We start from the raw sequence: 17991 nt of genomic DNA, 5'->3' as shown, positions 1-17991 counted from the left end.
GATCACCCGCTGGTCGACGCCTTCGAAGCGGCCACACAGGATGACAGCGCCCGGCCCGGCGGCGAGTTCGCGCACGCGCGCCTGCGTCAGTGGTTTGCCGCGCGGGCTCATCAGCAGGCGGGGGCGCGCATCTCCCGGCGGCGAGGCATGGTCGATCGCCTTCGCCAGCACATCGGCGCGCATCACCATGCCGGCGCCGCCGCCGGCCGGCGTGTCGTCGACGGTGCGGTGGCGGTCGGTGGCGAAGTCGCGGATCTGGATCGCATCAAGCGACCAGGTGCCCGCCTCCAGCGCCCGCCCGGCCAGCGACAGGCCGAGCGCGCCCGGAAACATCTCGGGATAGAGCGTCAGCACCGACGCGGCAAAGCTCACCGGTTGCCCCCGGCGTCACGCGGTCCGCGCGGCCGGCCCTTGGGATCGAAATCGTCCTCGCGCGGCGCCTCGCCATCCTCGTCCTCGACCAGGCCGGCCGCCACCGGGTCGACGCGGACGAACCCCTCGGCGATCGACACGGCAGGCACGGCGGCCTGCGTGAACGGGATCAGCACGCCCTTGCGCCCGGCGAGCGTCACATCGAGGATGTCGCCGCCGCCGAAATTGTGCACCGCGACGACCTTGCCGATGGCAGCACCGGTATCATCCCGGATTTCCAGCCCGATCAGGTCGGCATGGTAGAATTCGTCCTCCTCGCCATCGTCCGGCAGCATCGAACGGTCGACGAACAGCTCCGTGCCGGCGAGCGCTTCGGCCGCGTTGCGGTCGCTGACGCCCTTGAAGCGCACCACGACAACGGTGTTGGCGGGCCTTATGTCGGTGATCTGGAAGGCACGGCCGTCCCTGGCGTAGAGCGGCCCGTAGTCTGCCAGCGCCATTGGATCGCCGGTGAAGGTTTTCACCCGGAGCTCGCCCTTGATGCCGTGGGCGGCACCGATCACGGCCATCTGGACGGGGTTTTGGAGCTTGCTCATGGCGAAAAATCCTTTGTCCCTGCTCTAGCGCCGCCCCGCCGTCATTTCAATGACGGGCTCTTCACCGCTTCCTAACCCGGCTGCCGGAAAATGACCGCGAACCGGAACAGACCCGATGCAGGAATTCCTCATACCGGCAAAACCCGATCTCCAGGCGGCGCGTGAAAACTGGCTGAAGATGCTGGCGCGCGAACGCCGGCTGTCGCCGCAAACCGTCGAGGCGTATGAGCGCGATTCTCGCCAGTTCCTGCACTTCCTCACCGGCCATATCGGCGGACCGCCCGGCATTTCCGATATCGCCAATCTGCGCCCGGCCGATCTGCGCGGCTTCCTCGCCGCCCGGCGCAATGCCGGCGCCGGCGCTCGCACGCTCGGCCGCGGGCTGGCAGGCATCCGCTCGCTGCTGCGATTCCTCGAACGGCGAGGCCTGGCCAATGCGGCGGGCGCCGCGGCCCTGCGGGCGCCACGCCAGCCCAAATCGCTGCCCAAGCCGCTGACGGCGAGCGATGCCAGGCAGGTGGTCTCCGTCGAGGGTCAACTGGCCGAAGAACCCTGGATCGCCGCCCGCAACGCCGCCGTGCTGACGCTGCTCTACGGCTCGGGCCTGCGCATTTCGGAAGCGCTTGGCCTCAGCGCCGCCGATTTGGCATCTGAAGCCGACACCGTGCTGCGCGTCACCGGCAAGGGCGGCAAGACGCGGCTGGTGCCGGTGCTGCCGGTCGCGCTCAGGGCTATCGCCGAATACCGCCGGCTCTGTCCCTACCATCTCGATCCAAAGGAGTTGCTGTTTCGGGGCGCGCGCGGCGGCCCGCTCAACCCGGCCATCATCCAGCGCGACATGGCAAAACTGCGCTCGGCGCTCAACCTGCCCGATACAGCGACGCCGCATGCCTTGCGCCATTCCTTCGCCACTCATCTGCTCGGCCGAGGCGGCGATCTGCGCACCATCCAGGAATTACTCGGCCACGCCAGCCTGTCGACGACGCAGATCTACACCGGCGTCGACACGACGAGACTGCTGGAAATCTACGAATCGGCCCATCCCAGAGCCTGAACCCTTCAATTTTGCCGTCCCGATTAACGGTTTTGCCGCTTTTCGGTCCTAGGAATGGGACCATGAAACGCGTCATCGCCATCGCCGACCGTGCAGCTTCCATCTCGCTGAAGCTGCTTGTCGCGCTCAACGTGCTGTTTTTCCTATCCTTCCTTGCTGTCCTGCTGTTCGCGGCCGGCAGGGCGCACGCGGAAATCCCGACCTGCACTGGCGCCGACATGCTGTCGGCCTTGCAGAAGGGCAGCCCCGCCACCTACGACAAGATCGAGGCAGAGGCCGCTGCCACGCTCAACGGCAAGGGTCTGCTGTGGAAGCTGGAAAAATCAGGCGAACAGCCATCCTACCTGTTCGGCACCATGCACATGACCGATCCGCGCGTCACCACGCTGCCGGCCTATGCACAGAAGGCCTTTGACGCCGCCGGCACCCTCATCATCGAGACCACCGACGTGCTCGACAAGCAGAAGATGATGACGGCGATGCTGAAGGAGCCGGACCTGATGATGTTCACCGACTCCACGACGCTGTCGTCATTGCTGTCGCCGGACGAGGCGGCAGCCATGAACGCCGCGCTCGACGCGCGCGGCATCCCGCCGGCAACGGTCGCCAAGATGAAGCCGTGGATGCTGTCGGCCATGATGGCGCTTCCGGCTTGCGAACTCGCCCGCCAGTCCAGCGGAGCGCCGGTGCTTGACGTCAAGCTGGCCGAGAGCGCCAAGGCGGCGGGCAAGCCGGTGGAAGGATTGGAAACAGCCGAGAGCCAGCTGCGCGCCATGGCTTCGCTGCCGCTCGCCTTTCACATGAAGGGTCTGGTCGACACGCTGAAGCTGGGCGACAAGGTCAACGACATCAACGAGACCATGATCGTGCTCTACCAGCGTGGCGACACCGGCATGTTCTGGCCGCTGTTCCGCGCCGCCATGCCCGACGAGCAGAACGACCCTGCGGGCTACGCCGCCTTCGAGGAGACCATGATCACCAGCCGCAACAAGGTGATGGTCGATCATGCCGGGCCGATCCTGGCCAAGGGCAACGCCTTCATGGCGGTCGGCGCGCTGCATCTTCCCGGTCCCGAGGGACTGGTCGAGGATTTCCGCAAAGCCGGCTATACCGTCACGGCGGTGGGGCTTTAAGCCCTATTTGATCAGGACCTGAGCCAGCATCGCCGGAACGATGATGCGGTGAAACGGCATGATGATGGCGAGATAGGTCCGCCCAAGCAGATTATGCGTCTTCACGATCGTCGACGCAGCCACCTCCTGCCGGCCCGCGCCGAGATCGTTCACCTCCACCAGGATGCGGAAATCGAGATGCCGGTCGTCCAGCCCAAGGACGACCCTGCCATGTGCCTGGCTGATGAGCGGAAATATGCCGATCCTGCTTTCCGGCGGCGCGTCGGGTTCCGCCCCCGTTTTCAGCCCAAATGGCCTGACCGCGAGGTTGCGCAGCTGCGTCAGCAGGCCGACCCATCCCGGTGTCCGCCCCAGCACGCGTTCGGCCGCGCCAATGGCGGTCAGGGCAAGGCCATCGGTTATCAGCACATATCGGTCGGCGAACTGAGCGCCGGCAAGAGCACCTTCGGGATCAGGAAAAGTCCGTGCAGTGGGCGTCATACCGGCAAATCCCTCGTAACCAACGATAGCATCCGCTGGTGTGGCTGGCTGCGTGGCGAAACGCCGCCTGACCGACGCGTTCATCGCGGTCGGCGCGCCGCACTTCCCGATCCAGAGGGACTGGTCGAGGATTTTCGTAAAGCCGGCTATACTGTCGCCGCTGTCAATTGAGTCGGATGGCAACTGGCGGATCTGCCCGTCGTATTTTCGGCGTGTCCCTTCGCTAGCGTGAAACCTGTTCAACGATAGCGCGTTGATGTCTGTTGATTGATAATTTTCATCCACGGAGGACACTTTCATGGCGAACACACCAAACGACACTCCTAGGCCAAGCGGCGGCGGCGGCGGCAGCCCTTGGCTGATTGCGCTGGTCGTCGTTATTCTGGCGATTGTCGCGTATTACGTTTTCGGAAGAAGCGGCGAGCACCCGGCACCCGCCGAGCCGCCAGCGGCGAGCACCCCGGCCCCGGCACCCGCGCCGGCTGAACCGATGAAGCCTGCCGAACCGGCCAAGCCAGCCGAACCGGCGCCCGCGCCCGCCCCGGCTCCTGCACCAGCGCCCGCGCCGGCCCCCGCGCCAGCTCCGGCACCGGCTCCGGCACCGGCCAACTGATCGGCTCGATATCAAAGACGAACGGCCCGCCGAATGGCGGGCCGTTTTGTTTTGGGCGACGAGCACGGGGTGTTTTGAGATTCAGGGCAGGCCGAACCGACCCTTCGTTCGCAGGCCGGCATCACCTGAATATCAAGACAACCCTAAATGTGGATCGGCTTGAAGAACGTGGCCAGCGCCGCTTCCTTCACCGCTTCCGACATCGTCGGATGCGCGTGGCAGGTGCGGGCCAGATCCTCCGACGAGCCGCCGAACTCCATCAGCACCGCCGCCTCATGGATCATCTCGCCGGCGCCGAAGCCGACGATATGCACGCCGAGCACGCGGTCGCTCTGCTTGTCGGCGAGGATCTTCACGAAACCGTCGGTGTGCAGCATGGCGCGGGCGCGGCCGTTGGCGGTGAAGGGGAATTTGCCGACCTTGTAGTCGATGCCGGCCTTCTTCAGCTCCTCCTCGCTCTTGCCGACCGAGGCGATTTCCGGACTGGTGTAGACGACGCTCGGAATGACATCATAGTTCACGTGGCCGGCCTGGCCGGCGATGGTTTCGGCCACCGCCACGCCCTCGTCCTCGGCCTTGTGCGCCAGCATCGGCCCGGCGATGACATCGCCGATGGCATAGATGCCGGGCACGTTGGTCCTGAGATGCCCATCGGTCTTGACCCGGCCGCGCTCGTCGACCTCGACACCCGCTTCCTTCAGCCCAAGGCTGTCTGAAAAGGCGCGGCGCCCGGTCGAGATCAGCACGACGTCGGCATCGATGGTCTCGGCCGCCCCGCCCTTCACCGGTTCGAAGGTGACGGTCGCGCCCTTCTTGGCCTTGGCGACGCCGGTGACCTTGGCGCCGAGCTTGAACTCGAAGCCCTGCTTGGAGAGCAGCCGCTGGAACTGTTTCGACACCTCGCCGTCCATGCCGCCCAAGATGGTGTCGAGGAACTCGACCACGGTGACCTTGGCGCCGAGCCGTGCCCAGACCGAGCCGAGCTCGAGCCCGATGACACCGCCGCCGACCACCACCAGATGGCCGGGAACCTTCTCCAACGACAATGCGCCCGTCGACGACACGATCACCTTCTCGTCGAAGTCGACCTTGACGCCGGGAATGCCGGCGACGTCGGAGCCGGTGGCGATAACGATGTTCCTGGTCTCGATCTCCTCGACCTTGCCGTCCTCGCCGGTCACCGAGACCTTGCCGGCGGCGACAACCTTGCCGGTGCCGCGGAAGGCATCGATCTTGTTCTTCTTGAACAGGAAGGCGACGCCGTTGACGTTGGCCGACACCGTCGCGTCCTTGTGCGCCATCATCTTCTTCAGGTTCAGCTTGGGCGCCGGGATTTCGACACCCAGCGCGTCGAAGGAATGGCCGGCCTCGGCGAACATCTCCGAGGCATGAAGCAGCGCCTTGGACGGGATGCAGCCGATGTTGAGACAGGTGCCGCCGAAGGTGGCATTCTTCTCGACCACCGCGACCTTCAGCCCGAGCTGTGCCGCCTTGATGGCGCAGACATAGCCGCCCGGTCCAGAGCCGATGATAACCACGTCATAAGCCATGTTTGTTTCCCTTTTGCTTGGGGCTCAGCGGCCGCCGCTGACATTCAGGATCGCGCCCGTCGTATAGGACGCGGCATCGGATAAAAGATAGAGGACCGCGCCGGCGACTTCATCCGCGGTACCGGCTCTTTTCATCGGCAGCAGGTCGCGGAACCGTTCGATCCGGTCGGGCTGGCCGCCGGAGGCGTGGATTTCGGTGTCGATGATGCCAGGCCGCACCGCATTGACGCGGATGCCTTCCAGAGCCACCTCGCGGGCAAGCCCGATGGTGAAGGTGTCGATGGCGCCCTTGGAGGCGGCGTAGTCGACATATTCGCCGGGCGAACCCAGCGTCGCCGCCGCCGACGAGATGTTGACGATCGCACCGCCCGAACCGCCATGCCGCGTCGACATGCGCTTGACCGCCTCGCGGGCACACAGGAACGAGCCCACGACATTGATGCGCATCATGCGCTCCAGCCGCGACACATCCATCTCGTCGACGCGCGCCTTGACGTCAACGATGCCGGCATTGTTGACGAAGGCATCGAGCCTGCCAAAGGCGCGGTCGACGGCGCCGAACATGGCCACGATGTCGGTTTCCTTGCCGACATCGCCCCTGACGGCAACAGCGTCGCCGCCGCCGGCCCTGATCTCGGCAACCAGCGCATCGCCGGCAGCCTTGTTGGAGGCGTAATTGACCGCGACACGATAGCCGGCCTTGGCTCCGAGCCGGCAGATAGCGGCGCCGATGCCGCGGCTGCCGCCGGTGACCAGCAGCACTTTTTGCATCGTGGTCATTCCTGGCACCCCTTCATCGAGAACACATCCGAGGGCACTTTCGAGAAGCCGGTGCCGCCGCCGTAGGCTCGGGATTGCCTGAGCACTGGCCCGAGATCGGGCAGGATCAGCGTCTTTGGCGCCTCTACGCCCTCGGCCGGCAACAGGCCGACAGCGCCCTTGTCATCGGCCGTATAGATGACGCCGTTCCACAGCGTGCAGGCGGCAAGCTCGGCGCCGGTCACGTCACCCTCCGGGCATTTGTACATCAGCGCGCCGTTTGGCCGCGATACGTCCTGGGTCCACATGACGATGCCGTTCAGCACCACATTGTTGTCGAGGATCAAGCGAAACGTGTTGGTGACTGTGGCCGAGGTGCCTGTCGGGGTGAAGTCGATCTCGGCGCCACTTTGTGCATCGCCGTAAACGGCAAGCTCGATTGGACAGGCGGCCTGGGCATTTGCAACAGGCGCGAGAATGCCGGCCACCAGCACGACCGGTCCGGCGAGCCCAAGCAAACGGGCCATCATTGGCCACCCCTGCCGCAACCCGCCATCCGACCGCCTCAGAGATCAAGCACCAGCCGTTCCGGATCCTCCAGGCTTTCCTTGACCCGCACCAGGAAGGTCACCGCTTCCTTGCCGTCGACGATGCGGTGATCGTAGCTGAGCGCCAGATACATCATCGGCCGGATCACGATCTGGCCGCCGACCACGACCGGCCGGTCCTGGATCTTGTGCATGCCGAGAATGCCCGACTGCGGCGCGTTGAGGATCGGCGTCGACATCAGCGAGCCATAGACGCCGCCATTGGAGATGGTGAAGGTGCCGCCCTGCATGTCGGCGACCGACAGCTTGCCGTCGCGCGCGGCGATGCCCAGCCGGCCGATATCCTTCTCGATCTCGGCGATCGACATCTGATCGGCATTGCGCACGACCGGAACCACGAGACCCTTTTCGGTGCCGACCGCGACGCCGATATGGGCATAGTTCTTGAAGATGATGTCGGTGCCGTCGATCTCGGCATTGACCGAGGGGATTTCCTTCAGCGCGTGCGTGACGGCCTTGGTGAAGAAACCCATGAAGCCGAGCTTCACGCCGTGCTTCTTCTCGAACACGTCCTTGTATTTGGTCCTGAGCGCCATCACCGCCGACATGTCGACTTCGTTGAAGGTGGTCAGCATGGCGGCGGTCGACTGCGCTTCCTTCAGCCGGCGCGCGATGGTCTGACGCAGCTTGGTCATGCGCACGCGCTCCTCGCGCGAAGCATCGTCGCCGGACGACGGCGCGCGCACGGCAACCGGTGCCGGCGCCGCCTTTGGCGTTTCGGCCGGCTGCGACGGCGCGCCCTTGGAGATGGCGTCGAGCACGTCGCCCTTCAGCACCTGGCCACGCTTGCCCGAGCCGGAAAGCTGGTCGACAGACAGATTGTTCTCGGCGATCAGCTTTGCCGCGGCCGGCGCCGGCGGCATGGTGCGTGGCTCGACCGAGCCGGCATCGCCGGCAACCTTGGCAGTCTCGGCCGCGGCCTGCTTGGTGGTCTGCGCCGCGTCGGGGCTGGACGCCTGCGCCACCGCTTGCGGCTTGGTCGCGGGAGCAGCCGCCCCACCGCCCGAAATCGACCCGAGCAGAGCGCCGACGCCGACCGTCTCACCTTCTTTTACAGTGATTTCGCCGAGCGTGCCGGCGGCGGCGGCAGGCACTTCCACCGTCACCTTGTCGGTCTCGAGCTCGACCAGCGGCTCGTCGGCGGCAATGGCATCGCCGACCTTCTTGAACCATTTGCCGACGGTCGCTTCGGTGACGGATTCGCCCAGGGTGGGGACGCGGATTTCGGTAGCCATTGTGCCTGTCCGTTCTTTCGGTTCAGTTCTATTCGCCCAGTTCTGCCTATTCGCCGAGCGCGTCTTCGAGCAAGGCGGCGAGCTGGGCAAGGTGCTTTGACATCAGGCCGGTCGCCGGCGACGCGGCCGCGGGACGGCCGGTGTAGCGCACTCGCTGATGCTTGGCGTCGATATGCGCCAACACCCATTCCAGATACGGATCGATGAACGACCAGGCGCCCATGTTCTTGGGTTCCTCCTGGCACCACACCATCTCGGCATTGCGGAAGCGTGACAGCTCGGTGATCAGCGCCTTGGCCGGGAACGGGTAGAGCTGTTCGACGCGCAGCAGGTAGATGTCGTTGATGCCGCGCTTCTCGCGCTCCTCGTAGAGGTCGTAATAGACCTTGCCCGAGCACAGCACGACGCGGCGGATCTTGGAATCCTTGGTCAGCTTGATCGCCTGGTTGGGCAGCAGCTGGGCATCGTCCCACAGCAGCCGGTGGAACGAGCTTTCGCCCGAGATTTCCGGCAGCGTCGACACCGCCCGCTTGTGGCGCAGCAGCGATTTCGGCGTCATCAAGATCAGCGGCTTGCGGAAGTCGCGCTTCAGCTGCCGGCGCAAGATGTGGAAGTAGTTGGCCGGCGTCGTGCAGTTGGCGACCTGCATGTTGTCTTCGGCGCAAAGCTGCAGGAAGCGCTCCAGCCGGGCCGAGGAATGTTCTGGGCCCTGGCCTTCATAGCCGTGCGGCAGCAGGCAGACGAGGCCCGACATTCTGAGCCATTTGCGCTCGCCCGACGAGATGAACTGGTCGAACACCACCTGGGCGCCGTTGGCGAAGTCGCCGAACTGCGCCTCCCACAAGGTCAGCGCCTTCGGCTCGGCCAGGCTGTAGCCGTATTCGAAGCCTAGCACCGCCTCTTCCGACAGCATCGAGTTGATGACTTCGTAGCCGGCCTGCGCCGCCGACAGATTGTTGAGCGGGATGTAGCGGGTCTCGTCGCGCTGGTCGTAAAGCACGGAATGGCGCTGCGAGAAGGTGCCGCGCTCGGAATCCTGGCCCGAAAGCCGGATCGGGTTGCCGTCGAGCAGGATCGCGCCAAAGGCCAGCGCCTCCGCCGTCGACCAGTCGATGCCTTCGCCGGACTCGATCGCCTGACGCCGGTTCTCGAGGAAGCGGATGATCGTCTTGTGCGCCTCGAAACCCTTCGGCACCTCGGTCAGCTTCTTGCCGATTTCCTTCAGCGTCTTGACCGGCACGGCGGTCTTGCCGCGCCGCTGTTCGTCCTGGTTGTCGGCCGTGCGCAGGCCCGACCAGGCGCCGTCGAGCCAGTCGGCCTTGTTGGGCTTGTAGGCCTGGCCGACTTCCCATTCGGCTTCCAGATGCGCGCGCCAGTCGGCCTTGAGCTGGTCGAGTTCGGCCTGGGTGATGTGGCCTTCGGCGATCAGCCGGTCGCCATAGATCTGCACCGTCGTCTTGTGGGTGCGGATGTTGCGGTACATGAGCGGCTGCGTGAAGGCCGGCTCGTCGCCCTCATTGTGGCCGAAGCGGCGGTAGCAGAACATGTCCACGACCACCGGCTTGTGGAACTTCATGCGAAACTCGATCGCCACCTTGGTGGCGTGCACCACGGCTTCCGGGTCGTCGCCATTGACGTGGAAGATCGGCGCCTCGATCATCTTGGCGACGTCGGACGGATAAGGCGACGAGCGCGAGAAACGCGGATTGGTGGTGAAGCCGATCTGGTTGTTGATGATGAAGTGCAGCGTGCCGGCGACGCGGTGGCCGCGCAGGCCCGACAGGCCGAGGATTTCGGCGATCACGCCCTGGCCGGCGAAAGCGGCGTCGCCGTGCAGAAGCAGCGGCAGCACCTTGGCGCGTTCCTCCAGCGGCACGATCTCCTCGCGGCCACGGCCGAACAGATAATCCTGCTTGGCGCGCGCCTTGCCCATCACCACCGGGTCGACGATTTCCAGATGCGAGGGGTTGGCGGTCAGCGACAGGTGCACCTTGTTGCCGTCGAACTCACGGTCGGACGAGGCGCCGAGATGGTACTTCACGTCGCCCGAGCCTTCGACCTCGTCGGGGGCGGCCGAGCCGCCCTTGAACTCGTGGAAGATGGCGCGGTGCGGCTTGGCCATGACCTGGGAAAGCACGTTCAGCCGGCCGCGATGGGCCATGCCGAGCACGATCTCCTTCATGCCGAGCTGGCCGCCGCGCTTGACGATCTGCTCGAGCGCCGGGATCAGCGACTCGCCGCCGTCCAGGCCGAAGCGCTTGGTGCCCTTGTACTTGACGTCGATGAACTGCTCGAAGCCTTCCGCCTCGACCAGCTTCTGCAGGATCGCCTTCTTGCCGGTGGCGGTGAAGGAAATCTCCTTGTCGGCGCCTTCGATCCGCGCCTGGATCCAGGCCTTCTCCTCGGGATCGGAAATATGCATGAACTCGACGCCGAGCGTCGAGCAATAGGTGCGGGTGAGTATCTCCAGCATCTGCCGGATGCTGCCGAATTCGAGCCCAAGCACATTGTCGAGGAAGATCGGCCGGTCGTAGTCGGCTTCGGTGAAGCCGTAATTCTCCGGCGACAGCTCGTTATAGTCTTCGAGCTTGGCAATGCCGAGCGGGTCGAGATTGGCGTGCAGATGGCCGCGCATGCGGAAGGCGCGGATCATCATGATGGCACGCACCGAATCGCGCGTCGCCTGGTGCACGTCGGCGTCGGACAGCACGACCCCGTTGGTGACCGCCTTGTCCTTGACCTTCTTTTCCAGGTGCTTCTCGACAATGCCCCAATTGCCGTCGAGCGCGGACACCAGTTCGCCATTGGCCTGCAGCGGCCAGGAGGGTTTTGCCCAGGAAGCGCCCTTGGCGTTCCTGCGCACATCACCGGCATCGTCCTTCAGACCCGCGAAGAACTCCTGCCACTCGGGATTGACCGAAGCGGGATCGTCCTCATAGGCGGCGTAGAGCGCGTCGATATAATCGGCATTGCCGCCATAGAGGAAAGAGGTGAGCGAAAACCGGTCGTTGGCCTGATCTTGTCGTGCCATTTTTGTCCGCGGAGCCTGGCTCCGTCTCCTTTTGAAGGGAATGGTGAGCAGTCAGCTGCTACTCACCGTTAGTCCCTATTCACTACTGCCTACTCACTTAACCCTTGATCGCCTCGACCAAGGTCGTGCCCAGCCGCGCCGGCGAGGGCGAAACCTTGATGCCTGCCGATTCCATCGCCGCGATCTTGTCTTCGGCGCCGCCCTTGCCGCCGGAGATGACCGCGCCCGCATGACCCATGGTGCGGCCGGCCGGTGCGGTGCGCCCGGCGATGAAGCCCGCCATCGGTTTCCGGCGGCCGCGCTTGGCCTCGTCCTTGAGGAACTGCGCGGCGTCTTCCTCGGCCGAGCCGCCGATCTCGCCGATCATGATGATCGACTTGGTCTCGTCGTCGGCAAGGAACATCTCGAGCATGTCGATGAACTCGGTGCCCTTGACGGGATCGCCGCCGATGCCGACGGCGGTGGTCTGGCCGAGGCCGACATTGGTGGTCTGGAACACAGCCTCATAGGTAAGCGTTCCCGAGCGCGAAACAACGCCGACCGAGCCCTTGCGGAAGATGTTGCCGGGCATGATGCCGATCTTGCATTCGTCGGGGGTGAGCACGCCCGGGCAGTTCGGCCCGATCAGCCGCGACTTGGAGCGGTCGAGCCGCGCCTTGACCTTGACCATGTCCATCACCGGAATGCCTTCGGTGATGCAGACGATGAGCGGGATTTCAGCCTCGATCGCCTCGATGATGGCTTCGCCCGCGCCAGCCGGCGGCACGTAGATGACGGAGGCGTTGGCGCCCGTCCTTTCCTTGCCTTCGGCGACAGTGGCGAAGATCGGCAGGCTCTCGCCCTTCGAGCCGTTCCAGGTCTCGCCGCCCTTCTTGGGATGGATGCCGCCGACCATCTTTGTCCCGTGATAGGCCAGCGCCTGTTCGGTATGGAACGTGCCGGTCTTGCCGGTCAGGCCCTGCACCAGCACCTTGGTGTTCTTGTCGACGAGAATGGACATCGGAGCCCTTTTCTAAAAACCGTTGATCGAGGAAGGCGAGACGCGCCGGTAGACGCCGCTCACCATGTCTTGCCAGCCATCGCTGCCGGCGGGTTTGAATTGCAATCGCATGCGGTAGGTGTCGTTATCGTCGAAAATATACGTCACGCGCGCAAAACCGCGCGGCGACGACCGTTCCAGATTGAGTTCACTGCCGTTCCATATGCCGGTGGCAGGCGACACCGGCACGAAGCCCATCGAATCGAACTGGTGCATGGTGACGACGCCATTTTGCTGGTCGAAACCAAACACGGTGTGCGAACCAAACGAAATCGTGCCGTCGCGGCGCTGGCGATAACGCTGCACCACGAACTGGCCGCCGAACTGTGCCTCAGCCAGCACTTCGCTGGTCGCCGCACCGCCATCGGCCCATTGTGTATCCGCCACCTCTTCCTCGCCGCGCCACGCACCGACCAGCGCCTGCAGGCGCTGGTGATCGGCCGAGAGCGAAGAGAAGGACGCCGCGTTCATCAGTCAGAGCCGCTTCAGATCGGTGACGGTAAGGTCGCTCTTGGCGTTGCCGGTGTTGAGCGTCGTCGCCGGCTCGAACATCAGCACCACGGGCTCGGCGGTGAGCGAACGCGGCCGGTGCTCGACGCCGCGCGGCACGACGATGAAGTCGCCCTCGCCGAGCTCGACCGGACCGTCGCGGAAATCGATGGCGATGCGCCCGCGAAGCACTAGGAACGCCTCGTCCTCATTGTCATGCGCGTGCCAGTCGAAGGTCGCGCCGAACTTGGCGACCTTCGCCTGGCTGTCATTGACGTCGCCGGCGATATGCGGATCGAAGACCTTGCTGATCTTTTGATCCGCCGCCTCGACCAGGTTTATCTTGCGCGGAGGCACCGGCTCAGCCCTGCACCGCCGCAACGATCTTCTTGGCCGCGTCGTCGAGATCATCGGCCGACACGACGTTCAGGCCGCTGTCGTTGATGATCTTCTTGCCGAGCTCGGCATTGGTGCCTTCAAGGCGCACCACCAGCGGCACCTTCAGGCCGACTTCCATGACCGCGGCGATCACGCCTTCGGCGATGATGTCGCACTTCATGATGCCGCCGAAGATGTTGATCAGGATGCCCTTCACCGCCGGGTCCTTGGTGATGATCTTGAACGCCGCCGTCACCTTCTCCTTCGACGCGCCGCCGCCGACATCGAGGAAGTTGGCGGGCTCGGCGCCATAGAGCTTGATGATGTCCATGGTCGCCATGGCAAGGCCGGCGCCGTTGACCATGCAGCCGATATTGCCGTCGAGCGCGACATAGGCGAGGTCGTATTTCGACGCCTCGATCTCCTTCTCGTCCTCTTCGGTGGTGTCGCGCAGTTCCATCAGGTCGGGGTGGCGAAACAGCGCGTTGTTGTCGAACGAAACCTTGGCGTCGAGCACGCGCAGCCGGCCGTTCTTCATGACGATCAGCGGGTTGACCTCGAGCAGGCTCATATCCTTCTCGACAAAGGCCTTGTAGAGGATCGGGAACAGCGTGCCGCCATCCTTGGCCGCGTCGCCGTCGAGCTTCAGCGCGCCATTGAGCGCCTTGACATCATCCGCCGTCACGCCCTTTTCCGGATCGATGGCGACGGTGATGATCTTTTCCGGCGTGTCGTGCGCGACGGCCTCGATGTCCATGCCGCCTTCGGTCGAGACGACGAAGGCGATGCGGCCGACCGAGCGGTCGACCAGGATCGACAGGTAAAGCTCGCGCTCGATGTCGGCGCCGTCCTCGATATAGAGGCGGTTGACCTGCTTGCCGGCAGGCCCGGTCTGCTTGGTCACCAGCGTGTGGCCGAGCATCTCGTTGGCGTTGGCGACGACGTCTGCGACCGACTTCGCCAGCCGCACGCCGCCCTTGGCGTCGGGGCCGAGTTCCTTGAACTTGCCCTTGCCGCGGCCGCCGGCGTGAATCTGGCTCTTCACCACATAGAGGGGGCCGGGCAGCGCCTTGGCCGCGGCTTCCGCCTCGCTTGCCTTGAACACCGGCACGCCTTCGGCCACCGGCGCGCCAAACGACTTCAGCAGCGCCTTGCCTTGATATTCATGGATGTTCATGCGGTCACCTTAGCTTGTCCGAGCTTTCGGATATCGTCGTTTACGTAGATTTGATGGATCGTGAGATTGTCGATGCCAAAATTGCTCAGGCCGATATCCTTGCGCATGGCAAGCAGCACCGACCCTACCATTTTTATTGAATGCAACGGATCGCTTTCAGATGCTGTATCCGTCCTCCAATCACTAAGCGCTTTGACAACGCCTGGTGAGCCATAGAAAGTTGCACCTTTCATAAGATCAAAGAACTGATCTTTGAATTCTTTGGATTCGAGGTAAGCATCCGACCCACCTACCTCTTTCATTTTCCTGAGAACACTAAAAACTATATCAAAAAAGATCGAATAAACTTCAATCTTTTTTTCTCTATGAGCTTCACTCCGTGCTTTGGAACGCTCTTTCCAAAATGTGAAGAGGGCCAAAAATACCGCAACCAAAGCTGCAAGTGCAGCAGGAACGATCGCTTTGTCCAATCCGAAAAGATAGCCTGCACCAGCACTGAGCATAAGCCAAAGGGCAACGACGCCGACCATCAGAATCAGCAGCCCAAAAGCTATTTGCAGTGCGTTGCGCACCTCTAGAAATCCTACTTCGAAGCGAGCTGCGGCGCGATCTTGACGCAGGCGTCGGTCAGGCCCTGCACCGTCGCCACGGAAGCGTCGAACATCTTCTGCTCGCTCTTGTTGAGATCGATCTCGATGATGCGCTCGACACCGCCGGCGCCGATCACCACGGGAACGCCGACATAGGTGCCCTTGACGCCATACTGGCCGGAGAGGTGGGCCGCGCAGGGCAGCACGCGCTTCTTGTCCTTGAGATAGGCTTCGGCCATCGAGATCGCCGAAGCGGCCGGCGCGTAATAGGCCGAGCCGGTCTTGAGCAGGCCGACGATCTCGGCGCCGCCGTCACGGGTGCGCTGCACGATCTGGTCGAGCTTTTCCTTCGAGGTCCAGCCCATCTTGATCAGGTCGGGCAGCGGAATGCCCGACACCGTCGAATAGCGGATCATCGGCACCATGGAATCGCCGTGGCCGCCGAGCACGAAGGCGGTGACATCCTCGACCGAGACCTTGAATTCCTCTGCCAGGAAGTAGCGGAAGCGCGAGGAGTCCAGCACGCCGGCCATGCCGACGACGTGGGTCTTGGGCAGGCCGGAAAACTTCTGCAGCGCCCACACCATGGCGTCGAGCGGGTTGGTGATGCAGATGACGAAGGCCTTCGGCGCGTACTTCTTCAGCCCGGCGCCGACCTGCTCCATGACCTTCAGGTTGATGCCCAGCAGGTCGTCGCGGCTCATGCCCGGCTTGCGCGGCACGCCGGCGGTGACGATGCAGACATCAGCGCCCTCGATGCCGGCATAGTCGTTGACGCCGGTCAGCCGGGAATCGAAACCATCGACCGGCGATGACTGCGCGATATCGAGCCCCTTGCCCTGCGGAATACCCTCGGCAATATCGAACAGGACCACGTCGCCGAGATCCTTGAGGCCGATCATATGCGCGAGCGTGCCGCCGATCATGCCAGAGCCGATAAGCGCTATCTTGTTGCGTGCCATGTGAGGATGATTTCCCTTTGTCTGTGGCGACGCCAACACGGCGTCGAGGAAGAGGCCGGAATGCTGCGGGGAACCGCTGATATCGCCGCACCCAATAGCTCCGGTGCGAAATAAATTCAAACGATTATTTCAACCCCTGCATTTTCAATCGGTTAGAGCGTTTGGGATTTACGTAAACGTCAAAATTTGTAAGCCGACTTGGGAGAATTTACACAATGACGGTCGAGATCAGAAGGCTCTATCCCGGCGATGACGCCCTTGTGATGCGGGTTGCCGACGACGTGTTCGACGAGCCGGTGAGGCCCGATCGCCTGGCCAGTTATCTCGCGCAATCGGGCCATTTCATGATCGTCGCCCTCGTCGAGGGCCTGGTCGTCGGCCAATGCGCGGCGGTCATCCACCGCCATCCGGACAAGCCGACCGAACTTTATATCGACGAGGTCGGCGTCTCGCCGGCCTTCCGGCGCCAGGGCATTGCGCGCAAAATGCTCGACGCCATGTTCGCGCTCGGCAGGGAGCATGGTTGCGAGGAGGCCTGGGTCGGCACCGAACTTGACAATCTGCCGGCCCGAGCGCTTTACGAGGCGCGCAAGGAGCCGCATGCCGAGGCGGAGACATTTGTGATGTATGTGTATCGGCTGTAGATTTTGGAGCTGGCAGGATCTCTATGGAACAAGATTGAGCTCTTATGCCTGCGCCCGTGACGCGTCAGCCGGGGCAGCCTTCGCCTTCCGCCGCACGGCCCAATCGTCCAGCCAGTCGCGGCTCTGCATCTCGATCAGACGCGAGGCCGTGCGCTCGAATTCGAACACCTCGACGCTGCGCTTAGCCACATAAAGCTCGTGCGGCGGCGCATCCGCGCTCACCACCAGGCGCACATGATGGTCGTAGAGCGTATCGATCAACAGGATGAAGCGCTTGGCCTCGTTGCGCTTGCCTTCGCCCAGCACCGGGACATGGTCGATGAAGACGGTCGAAAACCGGCCGGCGATCGCCAGGTAATCGCGCGCGCCGAGCGGCTTTTCGCACAGGTCGGCAAAGGAGAAGCGCGCCGCATCGCCGGCGGCGGCCGGCACGGCCACCTTGCGGCCCTTCAGCGTCAGCGACGTCTCGGCCGTCGGCGCCCCGTGCGTCATCGCCTGCCAGGCCTCGTCGAGCGCCTCGTCGGCAGCCGCATCCGCCGGCATGACGTAGACAGGCGTGCGGGCAAGCTTTTCCAGCCGGTAGTCCTTGTCGCTGTCCAGCGACAGCACCTCAGCATGGCGTTTCAGTATGGCGATGAACGGCAGGAAGAGCTGGCGGTTCAACCCGTCACGGTAGAGGTCTTCAGGCGCCACGTTCGAGGTGGCGACGAGCACGACCCCACTGGCGAACAGTGCCGAGAACAGCCTGGACAGGATCATGGCGTCGGCGATGTCGGTGACCGAAAATTCATCGAAGCACAGCACCCAGGCCTGCTCGGCGAGCGCCTTGGCCACCGGCGGGATCGGATCGTCTTCCCTGACCGTGCCTTCCTTGCGCGCCTGCCGGTGCTTCTGGATGCGGTCCTGCACGTCGGCCATGAAGTCGTTGAAATGGACGCGGCGCTTGCGCCTGACCGGCAAGAGTTCGAAGAACATGTCCATCAGCATGGTCTTTCCGCGCCCGACGCCGCCATGGATGTAGAGGCCCTTGACCGCCTCCTGCGTCTCGCGCTTGCGGGCAAACAGCCAGCCCAGCGCGCTGGACTTTTGCGCAAGCCGCTTGGCCGAGATCTCGTCGGTCAGCCGGTCGAGCGCGGCGGCGATCTCCTCCTGCGCGGGGTCGCGTCCGATCGCGCCTGATACCACCAGATGGTCGTAGCGCTGCCGGACGGTCGCATGGGTCTGGAGGCCGTCACGCAGATGCATCGGTCACGTCGTTGTTCGGAGCGGTATGCTCAAGAG

The 17991-nt window shown here is 63.9% G+C and carries 17 protein-coding genes and 1 pseudogene; 3 read left to right on the top strand and 15 right to left on the bottom strand.

What is annotated here, in order from left to right; translation table 11 throughout:
• Positions 1–372, bottom strand: a pseudogene (locus EOA36_RS06990) (tRNA (guanosine(37)-N1)-methyltransferase TrmD); the annotation flags it as partial.
• Positions 369–968, bottom strand: coding sequence for a ribosome maturation factor RimM (gene rimM, locus EOA36_RS06985; RefSeq protein ID WP_127276297.1), 600 nt, complete (start codon positions 966–968; stop codon positions 369–371). The gene rimM and the pseudogene EOA36_RS06990, both read right to left, overlap by 4 nt.
• A gap of 115 nt (positions 969–1083) precedes the next feature.
• On the opposite strand from rimM, the gene EOA36_RS06980 reads away from it, so the two are divergent.
• Both EOA36_RS06980 and EOA36_RS06975 read left to right on the top strand, forming a co-directional pair.
• Positions 1084–2022: a tyrosine recombinase XerC gene (locus EOA36_RS06980; protein WP_127276294.1), complete on the top strand. Its 939-nt coding sequence runs from the start codon at positions 1084–1086 to the stop codon at positions 2020–2022.
• Between the two features lie 62 nt (positions 2023–2084).
• Complete coding sequence (locus EOA36_RS06975) at positions 2085–3155, top strand: TraB/GumN family protein (protein ID WP_127276291.1); 1071 nt, start codon at positions 2085–2087, stop codon at positions 3153–3155.
• 3 nt (positions 3156–3158) lie between these two features.
• Here the strand turns inward: EOA36_RS06975 and EOA36_RS38900 are convergent, their stop codons facing one another.
• The 12 genes from EOA36_RS38900 to mdh all read right to left on the bottom strand — a co-directional run bounded on the left by EOA36_RS38900 (position 3159) and on the right by mdh (position 16066).
• Complete coding sequence (locus EOA36_RS38900) at positions 3159–3935, bottom strand: DUF2867 domain-containing protein (RefSeq protein WP_348629804.1); 777 nt, start codon at positions 3933–3935, stop codon at positions 3159–3161.
• 456 nt (positions 3936–4391) lie between these two features.
• Positions 4392–5798 (bottom strand): dihydrolipoyl dehydrogenase, encoded by a 1407-nt coding sequence (gene lpdA / locus EOA36_RS06960; RefSeq protein ID WP_127276288.1) that lies wholly within the window; start codon positions 5796–5798, stop codon positions 4392–4394.
• A 24-nt stretch (positions 5799–5822) separates the two neighbouring features.
• On the bottom strand, positions 5823–6578 hold the full coding sequence (locus EOA36_RS06955) for an SDR family oxidoreductase (RefSeq protein ID WP_127276285.1): 756 nt from the start codon (positions 6576–6578) through the stop codon (positions 5823–5825).
• Positions 6575–7087 (bottom strand): hypothetical protein, encoded by a 513-nt coding sequence (locus EOA36_RS06950; protein WP_245464273.1) that lies wholly within the window; start codon positions 7085–7087, stop codon positions 6575–6577. Before EOA36_RS06950 ends, EOA36_RS06955 begins: the two co-directional genes overlap by 4 nt.
• A 35-nt stretch (positions 7088–7122) precedes the next feature.
• Complete coding sequence (gene odhB / locus EOA36_RS06945; protein WP_127276283.1) at positions 7123–8400, bottom strand: 2-oxoglutarate dehydrogenase complex dihydrolipoyllysine-residue succinyltransferase; 1278 nt, start codon at positions 8398–8400, stop codon at positions 7123–7125.
• Between the two features lie 46 nt (positions 8401–8446).
• A complete protein-coding gene (locus tag EOA36_RS06940) occupies positions 8447–11431 on the bottom strand; it encodes a 2-oxoglutarate dehydrogenase E1 component (protein WP_127276281.1) in 2985 nt (994 codons plus the stop codon).
• Between the two features lie 97 nt (positions 11432–11528).
• The gene (gene sucD, locus EOA36_RS06935) at positions 11529–12431 is read right to left on the bottom strand and encodes a succinate--CoA ligase subunit alpha (protein ID WP_127276279.1); all 903 of its coding nucleotides are present in this window, start codon (positions 12429–12431) and stop codon (positions 11529–11531) included.
• Positions 12432–12443: 12 nt separating this feature from the next.
• The gene (locus EOA36_RS06930) at positions 12444–12941 is read right to left on the bottom strand and encodes a DUF1579 family protein (RefSeq protein ID WP_127276277.1); all 498 of its coding nucleotides are present in this window, start codon (positions 12939–12941) and stop codon (positions 12444–12446) included.
• A gap of 3 nt (positions 12942–12944) precedes the next feature.
• Positions 12945–13316 carry a cupin domain-containing protein gene (locus tag EOA36_RS06925; RefSeq protein WP_064981484.1) on the bottom strand — a complete coding sequence of 124 codons (372 nt, stop codon included), beginning with the start codon at positions 13314–13316 and terminating at the stop codon, positions 12945–12947.
• Between the two features lie 4 nt (positions 13317–13320).
• Complete coding sequence (gene sucC / locus EOA36_RS06920) at positions 13321–14514, bottom strand: ADP-forming succinate--CoA ligase subunit beta (RefSeq protein ID WP_127276275.1); 1194 nt, start codon at positions 14512–14514, stop codon at positions 13321–13323.
• Positions 14511–15086 (bottom strand): hypothetical protein, encoded by a 576-nt coding sequence (locus EOA36_RS06915; protein ID WP_127276273.1) that lies wholly within the window; start codon positions 15084–15086, stop codon positions 14511–14513. The genes sucC and EOA36_RS06915 overlap by 4 nt, the downstream gene beginning before the upstream one ends.
• A gap of 11 nt (positions 15087–15097) precedes the next feature.
• Positions 15098–16066: a malate dehydrogenase gene (gene mdh, locus EOA36_RS06910; RefSeq protein ID WP_127276270.1), complete on the bottom strand. Its 969-nt coding sequence runs from the start codon at positions 16064–16066 to the stop codon at positions 15098–15100.
• 215 nt (positions 16067–16281) lie between these two features.
• Here mdh and EOA36_RS06905 point away from each other — a divergent pair, with 215 nt between their 5' ends.
• On the top strand, positions 16282–16710 hold the full coding sequence (locus EOA36_RS06905) for a GNAT family N-acetyltransferase (RefSeq protein ID WP_127276268.1): 429 nt from the start codon (positions 16282–16284) through the stop codon (positions 16708–16710).
• A 42-nt stretch (positions 16711–16752) separates the two neighbouring features.
• On the opposite strand, the gene zapE is transcribed toward EOA36_RS06905, so the two are convergent.
• On the bottom strand, positions 16753–17955 hold the full coding sequence (zapE, locus tag EOA36_RS06900) for a cell division protein ZapE (RefSeq protein WP_127276265.1): 1203 nt from the start codon (positions 17953–17955) through the stop codon (positions 16753–16755).
• Positions 17956–17991: the final 36 nt, after the last annotated feature.

It is taken from the genome of Mesorhizobium sp. M8A.F.Ca.ET.021.01.1.1 (genome assembly GCF_003998025.1).
GTDB lineage: Bacteria > Pseudomonadota > Alphaproteobacteria > Rhizobiales > Rhizobiaceae > Mesorhizobium.
Note: the sequence above shows the minus strand (reverse complement) of the source record. Positions and strands in the feature narration are given on the sequence as shown.